General features: G+C 72.0%; 13 protein-coding genes. 10 read left to right on the top strand and 3 right to left on the bottom strand.

What is annotated here, in order from left to right; all coding sequences use genetic code 11:
• The first annotated feature begins 4 nt into the window (after positions 1 to 4).
• From ABZ370_RS16515 to ABZ370_RS16505, 3 genes are all read left to right on the top strand, one after another.
• Positions 5 to 895 (top strand): ADP-ribosylglycohydrolase family protein, encoded by an 891-nt coding sequence (locus ABZ370_RS16515; RefSeq protein ID WP_358620790.1) that lies wholly within the window; start codon positions 5 to 7, stop codon positions 893 to 895.
• A 191-nt stretch (positions 896 to 1,086) separates the two neighbouring features.
• Entirely contained in the window at positions 1,087 to 1,788 is a 702-nt protein-coding gene (locus ABZ370_RS16510) for a ribonuclease HII (protein ID WP_358620788.1), read from the top strand.
• Between the two features lie 68 nt (positions 1,789 to 1,856).
• The gene (locus ABZ370_RS16505) at positions 1,857 to 2,513 is read left to right on the top strand and encodes a hypothetical protein (RefSeq protein ID WP_358620786.1); all 657 of its coding nucleotides are present in this window, start codon (positions 1,857 to 1,859) and stop codon (positions 2,511 to 2,513) included.
• 80 nt (positions 2,514 to 2,593) lie between these two features.
• Here ABZ370_RS16505 and ABZ370_RS16500 read toward each other — a convergent pair whose 3' ends face one another.
• Both ABZ370_RS16500 and ABZ370_RS16495 read right to left on the bottom strand, forming a co-directional pair.
• Positions 2,594 to 3,157: a hypothetical protein gene (locus ABZ370_RS16500; protein ID WP_358620936.1), complete on the bottom strand. Its 564-nt coding sequence runs from the start codon at positions 3,155 to 3,157 to the stop codon at positions 2,594 to 2,596.
• Between the two features lie 275 nt (positions 3,158 to 3,432).
• On the bottom strand, positions 3,433 to 5,622 hold the full coding sequence (locus ABZ370_RS16495) for a DEAD/DEAH box helicase (protein ID WP_358620784.1): 2,190 nt from the start codon (positions 5,620 to 5,622) through the stop codon (positions 3,433 to 3,435).
• A 110-nt stretch (positions 5,623 to 5,732) separates the two neighbouring features.
• Between ABZ370_RS16495 and ABZ370_RS16490 the strand changes: the two genes are divergently transcribed.
• The 6 genes from ABZ370_RS16490 to ABZ370_RS16465 all read left to right on the top strand — a co-directional run bounded on the left by ABZ370_RS16490 (position 5,733) and on the right by ABZ370_RS16465 (position 14,488).
• Complete coding sequence (locus ABZ370_RS16490; RefSeq protein ID WP_358620781.1) at positions 5,733 to 7,118, top strand: DUF4192 domain-containing protein; 1,386 nt, start codon at positions 5,733 to 5,735, stop codon at positions 7,116 to 7,118.
• Between the two features lie 168 nt (positions 7,119 to 7,286).
• A complete protein-coding gene (locus ABZ370_RS16485) occupies positions 7,287 to 8,048 on the top strand; it encodes an NUDIX domain-containing protein (protein WP_358620779.1) in 762 nt (253 codons plus the stop codon).
• Positions 8,049 to 8,178: 130 nt separating this feature from the next.
• On the top strand, positions 8,179 to 10,245 hold the full coding sequence (locus ABZ370_RS16480) for an ABC transporter ATP-binding protein (RefSeq protein WP_358620777.1): 2,067 nt from the start codon (positions 8,179 to 8,181) through the stop codon (positions 10,243 to 10,245).
• 187 nt (positions 10,246 to 10,432) lie between these two features.
• On the top strand, positions 10,433 to 11,383 hold the full coding sequence (locus ABZ370_RS16475; RefSeq protein WP_358620774.1) for a FadR/GntR family transcriptional regulator: 951 nt from the start codon (positions 10,433 to 10,435) through the stop codon (positions 11,381 to 11,383).
• A 482-nt stretch (positions 11,384 to 11,865) separates the two neighbouring features.
• Positions 11,866 to 13,428 (top strand): RNA polymerase sigma factor, encoded by a 1,563-nt coding sequence (locus tag ABZ370_RS16470; RefSeq protein ID WP_358620771.1) that lies wholly within the window; start codon positions 11,866 to 11,868, stop codon positions 13,426 to 13,428.
• A 217-nt stretch (positions 13,429 to 13,645) separates the two neighbouring features.
• A complete protein-coding gene (locus tag ABZ370_RS16465; RefSeq protein ID WP_358620768.1) occupies positions 13,646 to 14,488 on the top strand; it encodes a serine protease in 843 nt (280 codons plus the stop codon).
• A 277-nt stretch (positions 14,489 to 14,765) separates the two neighbouring features.
• Here ABZ370_RS16465 and ABZ370_RS16460 read toward each other — a convergent pair whose 3' ends face one another.
• Positions 14,766 to 14,990, bottom strand: coding sequence for a hypothetical protein (locus ABZ370_RS16460; RefSeq protein WP_358620766.1), 225 nt, complete (start codon positions 14,988 to 14,990; stop codon positions 14,766 to 14,768).
• 442 nt (positions 14,991 to 15,432) lie between these two features.
• Here ABZ370_RS16460 and ABZ370_RS16455 point away from each other — a divergent pair, with 442 nt between their 5' ends.
• A complete protein-coding gene (locus tag ABZ370_RS16455; RefSeq protein WP_358620763.1) occupies positions 15,433 to 17,556 on the top strand; it encodes a DNA topoisomerase IV subunit B in 2,124 nt (707 codons plus the stop codon).
• The last annotated feature ends 19 nt before the right edge of the window (positions 17,557 to 17,575 follow it).

The following is a 17,575-nucleotide window of genomic DNA, read 5'->3' as shown; positions in this document are numbered from 1 at the left end:
AGCGATGACCGCTGACCGTTACCACCGGGCTCTGGCGAGCCTGCGCGGGCTGTCCGTGGGCGACGCCCTCGGCTCCCAGTTCTTCGTCCCCGCCAACTACCCCTTCCTCAAGCGCCGTGAACTGCCGCCCGCCCCCTGGCAGTGGACCGACGACACCGAGATGGGCTGCTCCGTGCTGGCCGTCCTGGCCGAGCACGGCCGGATCGACCAGGACGGCCTCGCCCGGTCGTTCGCCGTGCGCCATGACTTCGACCGGGGGTACGGCCCCGCCGTGAACCGGATGCTCCGGCTGGTCAGAGAGGGCGGCGACTGGCGCGATCTGGCCGCCGGGCTGTTCAAGGGACAGGGGTCATGGGGTAATGGCGCCGCCATGCGGATCGCTCCGCTGGGCGCCTGGTACGCCGGTGAGGTGGAGCAGGCGACGCATCAGGCGGAGATCTCCGCGTACACCACGCACCAGCACCGGGAGGCCGTGGCGGGAGCGATGGCGGTGGCCGCCGCGGCGGCCGTGGTGGCCGACCCGGCGGGCCACGGTGGTCCGGAAGCCCTGCTGGACCGGGTGGTCGAGGCCGTCCCGCGCAGCGCCGTCCAGGCGGGGCTGCGGCGCGCCCGCGACATGCTGGACTACGCGGACGCCGGTACCGTCGCCGCGGTGCTGGGGTGCGGCCGCCGCACCAGTGCCCATGACACCGTGCCCTTCGCGCTGTGGGCCGCTGCCCGGCACCTGGACTCCTTCGAGGACGCGTTCTGGACGACCGCGCAGGCGGGCGGGGACGTGGACACCACCTGCGCGATCGCCGGCGGAGTGGTCGCGTCCGGTTCTCCCGGCGCACCGCCTCGCGGATGGCTGGAGGGCACCGAGCCGCTCCCGGACTGGATTCCGTCGGCGGAATGACGAACGGCATGTGCGTCGTCCCAGATCACAGCCGTGTTCACCGCAACGCCGAACCGGTCCCGCGCCGCGTCGGGTTGGGTACGGAGGGCCGTCGGAGCCGTCCGCGGCCGGACCCGTTCCGGCGGCCCGGGGGCGTAGCGCCTGATCCGGGTACACGGCGCCCGGGTGAGCGGCGTAATGTTGTCCTCGCCATGGCCTACCAACCGCCCACCCACAGTGTCGAGCGCTCGCTCCGCGCCACGACAGGAGCCAAGATCGTCGTCGGTGTCGACGAGGTCGGGCGAGGGGCTTGGGCAGGCCCGGTGACGGTCTGCGCGGCGGTCACCGGTCTGCGGCGCCCGCCGACGGGGCTCACGGACTCCAAACTGCTGAGCCCCAAGAGGCGCACGGAGCTGGCGCACGAGCTGGAGTCATGGGTCACCGCGCACGCCCTGGGTCACTCCTCGCCCGAGGAGATCGACGATCTGGGGATGACGGCGGCCCTCCGGCTCGCCGCGACCCGGGCTCTCGACGGGCTGCCCGTCCGTCCGGACGCGGTGATCCTCGATGGCAAGCACGACTACCTCGGCGCTCCATGGACGGTCCGCACGGTCATCAAGGGCGATCAGTCCTGTGTGGCCGTCGCTGCCGCTTCCGTGATCGCCAAGGTGCGGCGGGACGCGATGATGGCCGAACTGGGAGACGCGCACGCGGACTTCCGGTTCGGGGACAACGCCGGATACCCGTCCCCCGTGCACCGCGCCGCCCTGCGGGAACAGGGGCCCACGCCCCACCACCGGCTGTCCTGGGCCTACCTGGACGGGCTGCCCCGCTGGCGACACCTCAAGCGCGTGCGCACTACACCTGAACCGGTCGAGCTGGAGGTCCGCGGCCAACTCGGCTTCGACTTCTGAGCAGACCGACTGGTTTGAACCACCACCCGCCGGTGCGACTCGCACCGACGTTTGATAGACATCAGCCCATGCCTCTCATCCCCGAGGAGCCTCAGATTCACGAGAGTGTCCCGGGTCCTCGCGCGACACCGGCCGCAGGCCGCACCGCGCCGACCCCTCGTCCTGTCCCTGGTCCCGGCCCCCGGCCCGCCCCGCGGCGGCCCGGAAGCCCCGGTCCGAACCGTGGTTCCGCCGGGACCTCGTCGGCTCCGTCGCAGCGCACTACGAGCGATGCGGCGAAGCCTGCGCCGACCGCCCCCGCGGCCCCGGCTGCCCAGACTGCTCCCGCCTCGACGGCCGCGCCCCAGATCCAGCTGATCCCCGCCTCGGTGGACGGCGCCCTGGACGCGGCGGACGAGGCAGTCGACCTGCTGCTGGACTCCGGCCGGGCACCAGGCGAAATCCTGGTGCTGACCACCGGTGATCAGCATCCGTGGGCCGCACACGAGTTGTCCTTCGGCGAGGCGTCCTACTGGGCGCAGCAGGATGCCGGTGACGACGTCTTCTACGCCGCCGCGGACGCCGACCGCGCCAAGGGCCGTTCGGTCGTGGTCGTCGCCGTCAACGGCGGGGCGGACGATGTCGTGGCCCAGGCACTGCCCCAGGCGATGAGCCGTGCCTCGGCGCTGCTGATCGTCTGCGGTGACCCGCAGCGCATCAACAGCCTTATGACCGCGGGCGTCTGATTCCGCACTTCCCGTACGCCCGGTGCCCGGCAGCCCCTGACGCGCGTCAAGGAGCTGTCCGGCGTCCGGACGGTCGGCGGTCAGACGGCCGCTGAGCGGCGCAGCACCTCGTGTGCCCCGCCGAGGGGCCGCGGAAGGGGCGCCGCGTCGCCATCGGGTGCGGGGGCGATGCCCACTGCGGTCCGGAGCGAAGCGGAGTGCGGCCGACGGCCGCCCCGCCCCTCTCCCAGGACCTGCCAGCCCTCCCGGGTCAGGGTGATGTACGCACCACAGCGCAGCCCGTGGAGGGTGCAGGCGTCCCGCAGACCCCACATCCAGGCCCCGTCCTCTTCCGTCCACCGGCTCTCCCCTTCGCGGCAGTAGAGCAGCACGGCGGTGCGGACCGGCGAGCGGCGCCGCAGATCATGCGGGATCACCCGGCGCAGCTGGGCCAGGAGCGCGTTGCGGAACTCCCATCCGTCGGGTGCGGCGGAGCCGTGCCGCCTGAACGAGGCGCTCGCCGTGAGGCGTTCCTCCGGATCGAGGACCGCGACGACGGCCGTCGAGGGAGTCGGCAGATGGCGGCCGTGCATCCCGAGGACGACCTCGCGTGGACTGCGCAGCAGCGGAATGCCCGCGGCGGCCCATTCAGAGGGTTCGAGCATCCGGCCCAGCCGGACAGCGGGGTCGGTGGACGGTGGCGGAGCGAAGCCGAAGGTCACGGTCCTCCCTTCGTCTGCGCGCCCATGGTCCGTGCGAGGGTCGGGCGCGGGCGCACACCACGACACGGCCCCGTCAGGGCCACGAGAGGCCGGCGCGGGGAGCTTCTGACAATTCTCGCGGGAAGCGCTCGCATGCGGCAATGAGCAGTTGGCACACCTGGCCGGTTTGCGGCTATGTGCCTCCTATATTCCTCACCCCCTGCGGGCCGCCGCCCGGCTCAGCCCTGCACGGCGAGGACCAGCGGAAACACCGCGGCCGCACCGGCCCGGCGAAGCAGCCGGGCCGCGACGGCCAACGTCCAGCCGGTGTCCGCCAGATCATCGACGAGCAGCACCGGGCCACCGGCCTCGGCCACGGCCGCCGCGAGCGCGGGCGGCACGGTCAGCGCCCCGTGCAGTGCCCGCAGCCGCTGCGCGCTGTTGGTGCGCGGCACGCGGGTGTCCACCTCGGTGCCCTGGTAGGAGACGGTGCCCAGCAGCGGCATCCGGCCGATGGCGGCGATCCGCTCGCCGAGGCTCTGGATGAGCTGGGGCCGGGTGTGCGAGGCGACCGTGACCACACCCACCGGGCGGGCCGGTGCGTCCGGGGCGCCCGACGACCATCCGCCGGGGCCCTTGGCCCAGTCCGCGAGCACGGTCACCACCGCGCTCGCCACATCGTCGGGAACCGGGGTGTCCGGCGCCTGCGCGGCGAGCAGCGGCCGCAGCCGGTTGCCCCAGCCGATGTCGGAGAGGCGGCCGAGCGCCCGGCCAGCCGCGGCCTGTTCGCCCGCCGGAATACGGCCCTTGAGGTCGACGCCGACCGCGGGCAGCCCGGTCGGCCACATGCGGCGCGGCTCCACCTCCACACCGGGCCGCCCCAGCTCGCCACGCGCCGCGTCGAGAGAGGCGTCGGACACCTCGGTGGTGAAGCGGGCCCCCGCGCAGTTGTCACAGCGACCGCAGGGCGCCGCCTTCTCGTCATCCAGTTGCTGCCGCAGAAACTCCATCCGGCACGCGGCCGCCGAGGCGTAGTCGCGCATCGCCTGCTGCTCCGCCTCACGCTGCCGTGCCACCCAGGCGTACCGCTCGGCGTCGTAGGTCCAGGGGCGGCCGGTGGCCGTCCAGCCGCCGCGCACCCGCCGCACCGCCCCGTCCACGTCGAGCACCTTGAGCATCGTCTCCAGACGCGACCGCCGCAGCTCGACCTGCGGCTCCAGCGCGGGCAGGGACACCGGCCGGTCCGCCGCCGCCAGGACGTCGAGGGTGCGGCGCACCTGCTCCTCGGGCGGGAAGGCGAGCGAGGCGAAATAGCGCCAGATCGCCTCGTCCTCGCGGCCCGGCAGCAGCAGCACCTCGGCGTGCTCCACACCGCGCCCGGCACGGCCGACCTGCTGGTAGTAGGCGATGGGGGAGGAGGGCGAACCGAGGTGCACCACGAAGCCGAGGTCCGGCTTGTCGAAGCCCATACCCAGCGCCGAGGTGGCGACCAGCGCCTTCACCCGGTTCGCCAAGAGGTCCTCCTCGGCCTGCTGGCGGTCCGCGTTCTCCGTCTTGCCGGTGTAGGAGGCGACGGTGTGGCCGCGCTGCCGCAGAAACGCGGTCACCTCCTCGGCCGCGGCGACGGTGAGGGTGTAGACGATCCCGGAGCCCGGCAGCTCATGGAGGTGGTCGGCGAGCCAGGCGAGCCGGTGCGCGGCGTCCGGCAGCCGGAGCACGCCCAGGCTCAGGCTCTCCCGGTCCAGCGGGCCGCGCAGCACCAGCGCCCGCGCACTCCCCTCGTCGTCGCCCGGCTTCTCGCGCCCGCCCGTGCCCAACTGCTCGGCCACATCCGCCGTCACCCGGGCGTTGGCCGTCGCCGTCGTGGCCAGCACGGGCACGCCCTGGGGCAGGTCGGCCAGCATGGTGCGCAGCCTGCGGTAATCGGGCCGGAAGTCATGACCCCAGTCGGAGATGCAATGTGCCTCGTCGACCACCAGCAGCCCGGTGGCGGCGGCGAGCCGGGGCAGCACCTGATCGCGGAAATCGGGGTTGTTGAGCCGCTCCGGGCTCACCAGCAGCACATCCACGTCACCCGCGGCCACCTCCGCCTGGATGGTGTCCCACTCCTCGGCGTTCGCCGAGTTGATGGTGCGGGCCTTGATACCGGCCCGCGCCGCGGCGTCGACCTGGTTGCGCATCAGCGCCAGCAGCGGGGAGACGATCACGGTCGGGCCGCTGCCGCGCTCGCGCAGCAGCGCGGTCGCGACGAAGTACACGGCGGACTTGCCCCAGCCGGTACGCTGCACGACCAGCGCCCGGCGGCGGTCGGCGACCAGCGCCTCGATGGCCCGCCATTGATCCTCGCGCAGCCGCGCGGAGCCGGTGGTGTCCCCGACGAGGCGGGCCAGGACGCGGTCGGCCGAGAGGCGCAGATCTTCGTCGCTCATGCCCCCATGCAACCCGATCCCCCCGACAATGCGCGAACGGGGCCCGCTGCCTGTGGATAACGTTATCCACAGGGCTGGCGGAGCCGATCGGGCTGAGGGACCGTCGGGTCATGACTCGAGACAACGACACGGCCGGTCTGTCCGGCGAGGAGCAGGTCACCCTCCGCAGCCCCGCCGAGCTCGCCGACGCCCTGCCCTACGTTCTGGGCTTCCACCCCGATGACAGCGTCGTGATGATCGCGCTGCACGGGCCGCGCGGCCGGTTCGGCGGCAGGCTCAGGCTTGGCATCCCCCGCGTCCGCGAGGAGTGGCCCGAGGTGTGCGATCAGCTCGCCGAGTGCCTGATCGGGGGCAGCGAGCGGCGTGGTGACCGGCCCGACGGGATCGTGCTGTTCCTCTGCCAGGAACCGGCGGAAGGCGAGTCCGGGCGGGATGTGATGGAGCGGCTGCGGCCCCTCGCCCAGCGCCTTCGCACGGCGTGCGGCGGCTTCGAGGTGCCGGTCTTCGAGGCGCTGTGCGTTTCCGACCGCCGGTTCTGGTCCTACGTCTGTCCCGACCGGCGCTGCTGTCCGCCGGAAGGGGTGCCGCTGGCCCTGCCGGGCACCTCGGTGATGGCCGCGGCGGCGACCTTCGCGGGGGTGCACGTGCGCGGTTCGCTGCGCGAGATGGAGGCCAGGCTCGCGCCGCTCGGCGGGACCCGCGCCGAGGGGCAGGAGCGGGCGCTGGACATCGCGGGAAGCCGTCTCGTACCGAAAATCCTGGGGGGAGCGGAGTGTGCCGCTGTGCGGGAGGAGACATTAAGCCTCGTGCGCCGGGTGATGGACCGCCTGCGTGGTGCGCCGCCGATCGCCGACCCGAGCGCGGCCGATGTCCGCGACGACGGCCTGCTGGACGAGGAGGAAGCCGCCGCAGTGATCATCGGGCTGCAGGACCGGGTGGCACGCGACCGGGCCGCCCAGTGGATGGAGGAGCCGGACGCCGAGGCGGCACTGCGGCTGTGGCGCGCGCTCGCCCGCCGCTGCGTCGGCTCGTACGGGGAACACGCCGCGGCCCCGCTCACCCTCGCCGGCTGGGTCGCCTGGTCGTCCGGCGACGAGCCCTCGGCCCGGGTCGCGCTCGGCCGGGCGCTGCGGGTCGATCCGCACTACCTCTTCGCCAAGTTGCTCCATCAGGCGTGCAACGAGGGGCTCGATCCCGAGCTGTTGCGCCAGTGTCTGCGCCGGGACGCCGCGGATCACGCGGTGCACGCCGCGGTGCACGAGGAGCTGCGGCGTCTCGACGGCGCGATCGCCGAGACGGCCCCTGATCCCGCTGGGGCCGAGCCGGTGGCGGAAGGCGGAGGGCTTCCGGAGCGGACCGGACGGCGATGGCCCGGCCGCACCACTGGACCGGGCGGCCCCACCGGACCGGGAGCGTCCGGCGCCAAGCGCCGGACGGAGGGCAGGGCACGGACCCGGCGCAGGGCGGGCGGGCGCGGCACGCGCAGCCGCCGCTGACCACGGACGACGCCGGACGGACCGTCAGGTACACGTCGGGGGTGATCGGCTCATGCGGAAGGAGGTGCGAATGGCGAACGGGAAAACGCCTGGGAGAGCGGTTTCGGGAACATTGCCGATCATGCTCAACGGCCTGATTATCGTCAGGCAGACGACTATGATCGTCTCATGCCCTACGACCCATCGGCCTTCCCGGCTTTCGCCGTCACCGTGGATCTGGTCGTGCTCACCGTGCAGCGGCACGCACTGTGTGCGTTGGCCGTCCGTCGCGGCGAGTCGCCCTTCAAGGGGCGATGGGCGCTGCCCGGCGGCTTCGTGCGCGCCGACGAGGACCTGTCCGCCGCCGCGGCCAGGGAGCTGGCCGAGGAGACCGGGCTGCTCGCACATGACCCGGCGCTCCCGGTCCCGCCGAACGCGGCCCACCTCGAACAGCTCGCCACCTACGGCGACCCGAAGCGCGATCCCAGGATGCGGGTGGTCAGCGTCGCGCATCTGGCGCTGGCTCCCGACCTGCCCGCACCCCGGCCCGGGGGTGACGCCCACAGTGTCCGCTGGGCCCCGGTCGAGTCGCTGCTCGACCAGGAAGGTGCCTTCAGTCGGGACGCGGACCTGGCCGCCCCGCTCGCCTTCGATCACGCCCGCATCCTCGCGGACGGCGTCGAGCGCGCCCGCTCCAAGATCGAGTACTCCTCGCTGGCCACCGCCTTCTGCCCCCAGGAGTTCACGGTCGGCGAGCTGCGCCGGGTGTACGAGGCGGTGTGGGGCGTGGCCCTGGACCCGCGCAACTTCCACCGCAAGGTCACCGGAACCCCGGGGTTCCTGGTGCCCACCGGGGGCACGACGACCCGTCAGGGCGGGCGGCCCGCTCAGCTGTTCCGGGCCGGGGGGGCCACGCTGCTGAATCCGCCCATGCTGCGTCCCGAGGTATGACGGCCCGTGACACGACGACTCAACAGGGGGTGTATGTGCCGACGAAATAGGACATAGCGGGTTACCGTGCTCCGGTACGTCACCAGTCCCCACGTGCCACCGAGCGGTTCCATGCCCCGCGGGAGAAGCCATGATCCAGGCCACCGGACTGACCAGCGCCCGCCGCCGCAACCACGCGCCCGCCATCGACGATCTCACCTTCGAGGCGTCTCCGGGCCGTGTCACCGCCCTGCTCGGTGGCCCCGGCGCCGGGAAGACCAGCGCATTGCGGCTGCTGCTGCAACTCGACCGGGGTCACGGCTCCGCGTTCTTCCGGGGTCGCCCCCTGCACCGCATCCGGCGCCCGGCCCGTGAGATCGGCGTCCTCCTCGACGATGCCCCTGGGCATCCGGGGCGCACCGTGCGCGGTCACTTGAGAATGCTCGGTGCCGCCGCCGGGGTGCCCGCCGCCCGCGCCGATGTCGTCCTCGATGTTGTCGGCCTCACCGACCTGGCGGACGAGCGCCTTGGCGATCTGGCCCTCGGGATGGAGCGCCGCCTCGGCATCGCCACGGCGCTGCTCGGAGATCCGCACACGCTGGTGCTGGACGAACCGGCCCGGGACCTGTCGGCCCGCGAGACCGACTGGCTCAACGGACTGCTGCGCGGATTCGCCGACCAGGGCGGCGCCGTGCTGATCACCACCGAGGACGCGGAAGGGGTCATTCGCGTCGCGGACCGCGTCCTCACCCTGGAGGCGGGCCGCCTGGTGGCCGATCAGCCGGTCGACGACTTCGCCCGTACCCGGCTGCGCCCCCGCGTCGTCGTCCGCTCACCGCTCGCGGGCCGGCTGGCCGCCGTCCTGGAGGAGGAGGCGGACGCCGTCCGGGAGGCGGCGGAGGCCGAGCGGCGGGCGGAGCGCGCGGCGGCGGCCGAAGCGGCGGCTCGCGCGCAGGCGGAACAGGCCGCGGCCGAGAGCGAGGCCAAGGCCGGGGCCAAGGTCAGGACCAAGATCGGTATCGGCGGCCTGGGCCGCGCCAAGGACAAGGCGAAGGCCGAGGGCGACACCGCGCCGCCGGGAGCGAGCGTCCCCGGGACGGATGCCGAACCCGCCACCGTCCCGGTCCCTGTCTCCGTCCCCGCCACTGCCCCGGTTCCGGCGCCCGGCGCCGAGGCCCCCGCGAGTGCCGTGGCGGCCGACGCGGAGCCCGGGGCCGAGGAGGAGGCGGTCGCCGATCCGTTCTCGGTGGTGCGGGACGACGAAACCCGCATCTCCGTGTACGGCCTCCCCAGCGCCTCCGTCGGCGAGGCCGCCTACCGCCACGGCATCGTGGTGCACCGGCTGGTCGAGGAGGCCGCCGACCTGGGGCCCACGACCCCCGCGGGAGCCCACGCCCGCGATCCCGAGGCCGCACCGCCCCGGGTGCTCCCCAAGCTCCGGGTCCCCGGCCCCGCCTGGCCGATGCGCTACGAACTGCGCCGTGCCACCGGGGTGCGGAGCGGCTGGCTGATCGGTGCCGTGGCGCTCGCCATCTCGCTCCTCGCCTCCGTCCTGCTCGCCCGCGAGGGCGGTGCCGGGGAGCTGCACCGGCTCACCGGCTGGCCCGCCGACCTCCCGCTGCCGCCCATCGCGATCGCCGCCGGGCTGCTGGGCGCCCTCGCCTTCGGCGATGAGTTCCGCTACCCGGCGCTGGCCCCCGCCCGGGACGCCGTACCGCACCAGGTCGGTCTGCTGGCCGCCAAGTTCGTCGTCTGCGCGGTCGGTGCCACGCTGCTGTCGATCGGCGCCATCATCCTCGACAGCGCGGCGCTCCTGATGCTCGTCGGCGGGAACGCGGTGCCGCTCCCGAGCGACTGGCCGGTGCTGATGGCGAGCGTTTTCGGCCTCACCATCGGCTGCTCATGGGCCGGGCTGCTCGCCGCGGGCGTCTTCCGGTCCACCGCGCTCGGGCTGGCCACGCTCCTCGCGGTGCCGGTCCTGGCGGTTCCCGTGGTCCGGCGCGCGATGGACGAGCCGTCGCTGCACTTGCTCGTCGGGCTGCCGCACCGGCTGCGCGCCGTGGCGCTGGACCGTCCGCCGTCCATGCTCAACCGGGGAGTGGCGGCCGCGCTGCGGCTCGCGGGCCAGCCCGTGGGACAGGCCCTGATGCTGTCCGTGGCGGTGCTGCTCTTCGCCTACGCCCTCACCGGGCTGCGCAGCAGGCGAGCCCGCCAGTAGACGGCCCCGCCGCGGACCGGGACGCGGGGGCCGGTCCGCGGCGGGTGGCCCGCGGTGGCACCCCGGGAACGGCTCGGGAGCGGTTGTGCGGGAGCGGCTCATGAAGTGGTCGCAAACTCCGGTGAAGGGTGCTGCTTTCTGTCCGAATCAGCGTCAATTGTGAGGTAATGGGCGATCACCCTTTCGTGTGCTTTTCACCAAAGACCTCAAGGGCCTCCGGAGCGTCGCCGACAAAGGATGCGTGAGTACCCTTGCGCACACCACCATGACCGCGGCTCGTTCCGCCGACTCCGGCCTCGCCGGCTCGGGCGGGCTTGACCGCTACTCCTACGCCGACGCCCCCGGCGCCGACCGCGGCAGCGCCCCCTCCTGGGACGGCGCCGACGCGGAGATCGGCCGGGTGGGCCGTCGCACGACCGGCAACCGGGGCCGCGGGCTGCACGGCCAACTCGTCCAGCAGCTCGGCCAGATGATCGTCTCCGGTGACCTGGGTGCCGACCGCCCGCTGGTCCCGGAGGAGATCGGCCAGCGCTTCGAGGTCTCCCGCACCGTCGTCCGGGAATCGCTGCGCGTCCTCGAGGCCAAGGGCCTGGTCAGCGCCCGCCCCAACGTCGGCACCCGGGTCCGCCCGGTCAGCGACTGGAACCTGCTCGATCCGGACATCATCGAGTGGCGCGCCTTCGGGCCGCAGCGTGACGACCAGCGCCGCGAGCTGTGCGAGCTGCGCTGGACCATCGAGCCGCTCGCGGCGCGTCTCGCCGCCGGGCACGGCCGGGAGGACGTGCAGCAGCGGCTGGCCGACATGGCCGAGATCATGGGGCACTCGCTGACCCAGGGCGACACCCTCACCTTCTCCCGCGCCGACGCGGAGTTCCATGCCCTGCTGCTCCAGGTCGGGGGCAACCGGATGCTGGAGCACCTGGCGGGCATCGTCGCCGCCGCCCTCCACGTCTCCGGGTCGCCGGCCAGCGGCTGTGACCGGCTCACCGAGGCGAGCGTCGGACACCACCGCCGGATCGTCGAGGCGGTCGGGTCGGGCGACGCCGCGGCGGCCGAAGGGGCGATGCGCCAACTCCTGACCGTCCACCTGGACCTCGATCACGCCGAGGTCGGGGTACCCGCGCCGCGCGAGCACTGAGCACACGCCGCGTGCGGCGCCCGGGGTGTACGGCGTATGGCAAGCCGCGGGCGGTGGGCCGTCGGCGGTGAGCGGCGTACGGCGTACGGAGCGGCGCCGCCGAATCCCGCCCGCGGGTTCGGCGGCGCGGCGCGGAGACGAGACATGAGGCGCGGGACGTGACATGAGACGCGGTTCGGGTGGATCGGGAGCACCGCCCGGGAGTCAGTGCGTGATCGACTCGGAGTTATCTGTCCCGTTGGGTGGGTATTAAGGCCGATATGTGGTGTGACTCGGGCCACGGCGATTGGGCGTAACGCTCTTTGGGGCAGCGCGATGATTAAAGAGGTGGCTGCCGCGGAGGGAATACGGATGTCGCTCGTGACGCTGTAGTCCTCCGCACTCCGCCCGCGCGCCGTCGGTTCATCCCTGCCGGCGGTCGTCGGCTCCGGTCCACAGCGGACGGGGCCGGAAGCCGTTTCCAACGTTCCGAGAGGTTGTTCGTGTCGGCCAGCACATCCCGTACGCTCCCGCCGGAGATCGCCGAATCCGAGTCTGTCATGGCGCTCATCGAGCGGGGAAAGGCTGAGGGGCAGATCGCCGGCGATGACGTGCGTCGGGCCTTCGAGGCTGACCAGATTCCGCCAACCCAGTGGAAGAACGTTCTGCGCAGCCTCAACCAGATCCTCGACGAGGAGGGTGTGACGCTGATGGTCAGTGCCGCAGAGGCGCCCAAGCGCACCCGCAAGAGCGTCGCAGCGAAGAGCCCGGCAAAGCGCACCGCCACCAAGACCGTCGCGGCCAAGACGGTCGCCGCCAAGAAGGCCCCCGCCGCTCCGGCCGCTCCCGCGACCGCCACGGGCGGCCCGGACGAGGACGCGGCGTCGCCCGCGAAGAAGGCCGTCGCCAAGAAGGCCACCGCCAAGAAGGCGGCGGCGAAGAAGACCACGGCCGCCAAGAAGACGGTCGCGAAGAAGACGACCGCCAAGAAGGACGTCACCGACGAGATCCTCGAGGCCGATGACGCCATCGAAGAGGTCCCGGCGCCGGGCAAGCCCGCTGCCGAGGGTGCCGAGCCCGAGCCGGAGAACGCGGGCTTCGTGCTCTCCGACGACGACGAGGACGACGCCCCGGCGCAGCAGGTCGCCGCGGCCGGTGCCACCGCCGACCCGGTCAAGGACTACCTGAAGCAGATCGGCAAGGTCCCGCTGCTCAACGCTGAGCAGGAGGTCGAGCTCGCGAAGCGGATCGAGGCCGGTCTGTTCGCCGAGGACAAGCTCGCCAACTCCGACAAGCTCGCTCCCAAGCTCAAGCGCGAGCTGGAGATCATCGCCGAGGACGGCCGCCGCGCCAAGAACCACCTCCTGGAGGCCAACCTCCGTCTGGTGGTCTCCCTGGCCAAGCGCTACACCGGCCGCGGCATGCTCTTCCTGGACCTGATCCAGGAGGGCAACCTGGGTCTGATCCGCGCCGTCGAGAAGTTCGACTACACCAAGGGCTACAAGTTCTCGACGTACGCCACCTGGTGGATTCGCCAGGCGATCACCCGCGCCATGGCCGACCAGGCCCGCACCATCCGTATCCCGGTGCACATGGTCGAGGTCATCAACAAGCTCGCGCGGGTACAGCGCCAGATGCTCCAGGACCTGGGCCGTGAGCCCACCCCGGAGGAGCTGGCCAAGGAACTGGACATGACCCCCGAGAAGGTCATCGAGGTCCAGAAGTACGGCCGCGAGCCGATCTCCCTGCACACCCCGCTGGGCGAGGACGGCGACAGCGAGTTCGGTGACCTCATCGAGGACTCCGAGGCCGTCGTCCCGGCCGACGCCGTGAGCTTCACCCTGCTCCAGGAGCAGCTGCACTCGGTGCTCGACACGCTCAGCGAGCGCGAGGCGGGCGTGGTCTCCATGCGCTTCGGTCTCACCGACGGTCAGCCGAAGACGCTCGACGAGATCGGCAAGGTCTATGGCGTGACGCGTGAGCGCATCCGCCAGATCGAGTCCAAGACCATGTCGAAGCTGCGCCACCCGTCCCGTTCCCAGGTCCTGCGCGACTACCTGGACTGACCTGGACCGACGGGCCTGACGGGTCGCCGTCGGCACCGCGCGGCGCCGCCACGAAGGCCGGGCCTCTTCTCGGAGGGCCCGGCCTTCGTGCTGTCCGAGAGCGATCCACCCGGTTGGCCGAGCACGGCCCGCCCCGGTTGGCCCACTCCAGGATGCGGACCGCGCCGGGCGGGGTAACGCTGGGTGGGCGACTCGCTCCGTACGGTCAGGAGGCTGCATGTGTAGGTCGCTGCCCCCGCTCCCCGCCCGCCTCGCCGTGCTGCTCGCGGCGGCGCTCGCCGCCGCGCTCGCGCTGCTGCTGGTCGCGCCCGCTCCGGCGACGGCCGACCGCGCCGTGGTGGGCGGTCACCGGGTTTCTACGGCCGAGGCGCCCTGGGCGGTCGCGCTGGCCAGTCGTGAGCTGTTCGGTGCGAAGCGCTCGGGGCAGTTCTGCGGGGGTGTGGCGGTGGCCCCCACGCGAGTCATCACGGCGGCACACTGCCTGAGCAGGGCGGTGCTGGGCAAGAAGTGGCAGGAGGTGCGGGACCTGCGCGTGATCGTCGGCCGCAACGACCTGCGGGGGACCCGCGGGGTGGAGATGGCACCGGCGAAGGTGTGGGTCAATCCGGCGTACCAGTCCGACGACCGGGCCGGTGACATCGCGGTGCTCACTCTGGGGCGGCCGCTGCCGCCCGCCTACGTCATCAAGATGGCGCGCGCCGGCGATCCGGCGTACCGGGCCGGGGGCCGGGCTCTGGTGTACGGCTGGGGCGATACGGGCGGCGATGGCAGCTATGCGCTGACGCTGCGGGCCACGGAGGTGCGCATCCTGGCCGACTCGACGTGCCGGAGCGCCTACCCCGGCAACGCGGAGGGCGATTACCAGTCCGCTTCGATGGTCTGCGCCGGGGTAACGAGCGGTGGCCGGGATGCCTGCCAGGGGGACAGCGGTGGTCCGCTGGTCGCCGGGGGGCGGCTGGTGGGCCTGGTGTCCTGGGGGAGTGGCTGTGCGGTGGCCGGGCGGCCGGGTGTCTACACGCGGATCTCGGCGGTGGTGTCGCTGGTGGCCGCGTATGGCTGAGCCGTCGGATGTGGTCGAGGTGTCGGCCGGGCGGACCGCCTCAGGTCCGCCGGAAGGCCCGGAAGGCCTGGGGCCCCAGAAGGCCCGGAGGTCCCCGGAAGGCCCGGAGGTCCCCGGAAGGCCCGGCGGTTCCCGGAAGGTCCCTGGGGCCGGTAGGGCCGCACGGTGAAGGGGCGCCGCGACACGAGCGCGGGCGGCCCTCCCCTGGCTGGGGCGGGCCGCCCGACATCCGGCTCTCGGCCGGCTTCGCTCGTCGTCGTGGCGCGAGGCGTCGGCGTCAGTCGTCCGACGCGGACGCCGGAGCGGCGGTCAGCCGCTCGGTCTCGTCCTGTATTTCCGCGGCGATCTTCTTGAGTTCCGGCTCGAACTTGCGTCCGTGGTGGGCGCAGAAGAGCAGTTCACCACCGCTCATCAGGACGACGCGCAGGTATGCCTGGGCGCCGCAACGGTCGCAGCGGTCAGCGGCCGTCAGCGGGCTCGCGGGGGTCAGAACAGTAGTCACGTCGCCTCTTCTCTAGCTCGACGAGCTGTCGTACCAGGGTCAACATCCAACCAGCCCGATATCGTTCCCGCTCGTGGCTTTTTCTCAAAAATTGCTTGTGAGTGGGCCGGATGGTGACGGTTGGCGGCGAATGAGCCGTATTGCGATGGTTTACGGATTCACGTCGCTTGTCGGATTTTGTCCTCCCGGCTGGGTTGCCGGTTGTTCATGAGGACGTGCCCGGAGCCTAAATGGTTCATGCCTCCAAGGGAACGTGATGTGTGCTTCACGCCAAACGGGCTATCGAACGCATGAGCGAAACCGGGGTGGCCTGGACTACGATGGACGTTTCATGGGTGGCGGCACAACGGCTCTATCAGGCCTCGGTACGCTCTGACGGGCGACCCGTGCCACCATCGTGCCCACAGTTGGGCCAAAAGAAATTCAGCGAGGAGCGAACCGCGTGACCGCCGACACGTCCGTGCCGTCCACTGCGCTGCTGACCGGAGCAGACCGGGGCGGCTCCAACTACACCGCGCGGCACCTTCTCGTCCTCGAGGGGCTCGAGGCAGTGCGCAAGCGCCCCGGAATGTACATCGGATCGACCGACAGTCGCGGTCTCATGCACTGTCTCTGGGAGATCATCGACAACTCGGTCGACGAGGCCCTGGGCGGCTATTGTGACCGCATCGAGGTGAACCTGCACGACGACGGCTCCGTCGAGGTGCGGGACAACGGCCGGGGCATCCCGGTCGACGTCGAGCCCAAGACCGGACTGTCCGGCGTCGAGGTCGTGATGACCAAGCTGCACGCCGGCGGCAAGTTCGGCGGCGGAGCATACGCGGCCTCCGGCGGCCTGCACGGCGTCGGCGCCTCCGTGGTGAACGCGCTGTCCAGCCGCCTCGACGTCGAGGTGGACAAGGACGGCAAGACCCACTCGATCAGCTTCCGGCGCGGCGTTCCCGGGATCTTCACCGAATCCGGAACGGACGCCCCCTTCGACCCCTCCAGCGGCATCCTCAAGGGCAAGCGGGTCCCCAAGACCCGCACCGGCACCCGCATCCGCTACTGGTCGGACCGGCAGATCTTCCTCAAGGACGCCAAGCTCTCCCTGGAGAATCTGCACGCCCGGGCCCGCCAGACCGCCTTCCTGGTGCCTGGCCTGACGCTGGTCGTCCGGGACGAGCGGGCCATCGAGGGCCGGGAAGGGCCCGTCGAGGAGACATTCCGCTACGACGGCGGCATCAGCGAGTTCTGCGAGTACCTCGCCCAGGACAAGGCCGTCTGCGATGTGCTGCGCCTCCCCGGCCAGGGCACCTTCAAGGAGACCGTGCCGGTCCTCGACGACCGCGGCCATATGACGCCGACCGAGGTCACCCGCGAGCTGGCCGTCGACATCGCGCTCCGGTGGGGCACCGGCTACGACGCCACCACCAAGTCCTTCGTGAACATCATCGCCACCCCCAAGGGCGGCACCCACGTCTCCGGCTTCGAGCGCTCGGTCACCAAGACCGTCAACGAGGTGCTGCGCTCCGCCAAGCTGCTGCGCGTCGCCGAGGACGACGTCGTCAAGGACGACGTCATGGAGGGCCTGACCGCCGTCGTGACCGTGCGGCTCGCGGAGCCGCAGTTCGAGGGCCAGACCAAGGAGGTGCTGGGCACCTCGGCCGCCTCCCGGATCGTGGCCAACGTGGTCGCCAAGGAGCTGAAGGCGTTCCTGACGTCCGGCAAGCGGGACGACAAGCAGCAGGCCCGTGCCGTCCTGGAGAAGGTCGTCGCCGCGGCCCGTACCCGGATCGCGGCCCGTCAGCACAAGGAGGCGCAGCGCCGCAAGACCGCGCTGGAGTCCTCTTCGCTGCCCGCGAAGCTGGCCGACTGCCGCAGCGACGACGTGGACCGCAGCGAGCTGTTCATCGTCGAGGGCGACTCGGCGCTCGGTACGGCCAAGCTCGCCCGGAACTCCGAGTTCCAGGCGCTGCTGCCGATCCGCGGCAAGATCCTCAACGTTCAGAAGTCGTCCGTCTCGGACATGCTGAAGAACGCCGAGTGCGGGTCGATCATCCAGGTCATAGGAGCCGGTTCGGGCCGTACGTTCGACATCGACCAGGCCCGCTACGGCAAGGTGATCTTCCTCGCCGACGCCGACGTCGACGGCGCCCATATCCGCTGTCTGCTGCTCACCCTCTTCCAGCGCTACATGCGCCCGATGGTGGAGCAGGGGCGGGTCTTCTCGGCCGTGCCGCCGCTGCACCGGGTGGAGCTGACCCACCCGAAGCGGGGCCAGGACAAGTACATCTACACGTACTCCGACAACGAGCTGCGGGAGACGCTGCTGGACCTGGAGCGCCGCGAGGTCCGCTACAAGGACGGCATCCAGCGCTACAAGGGTCTCGGCGAGATGGACGCCGACCAGCTGGCGGAGACCACGATGGACCCGCGTCACCGCACGCTGCGGCGTATCAACATCAGCGATCTGGAGGCCGCCGAGCACGCCTTCCACCTGCTCATGGGCAACGAGGTCGCGCCGCGCAAGGAGTTCATCACCAACTCGGCGGCGACCCTGGACCGGTCGCGCATCGACGTCTGAGACGCGTCGGAGTCTGAGA

Source organism: Streptomyces sp. NPDC005962 (genome assembly GCF_040629205.1).
Lineage (GTDB): Bacteria > Actinomycetota > Actinomycetes > Streptomycetales > Streptomycetaceae > Streptomyces.
The sequence above is the reverse complement of the archived record's forward strand: the minus strand, read 5'-3'. Positions and strand labels throughout refer to the sequence as shown.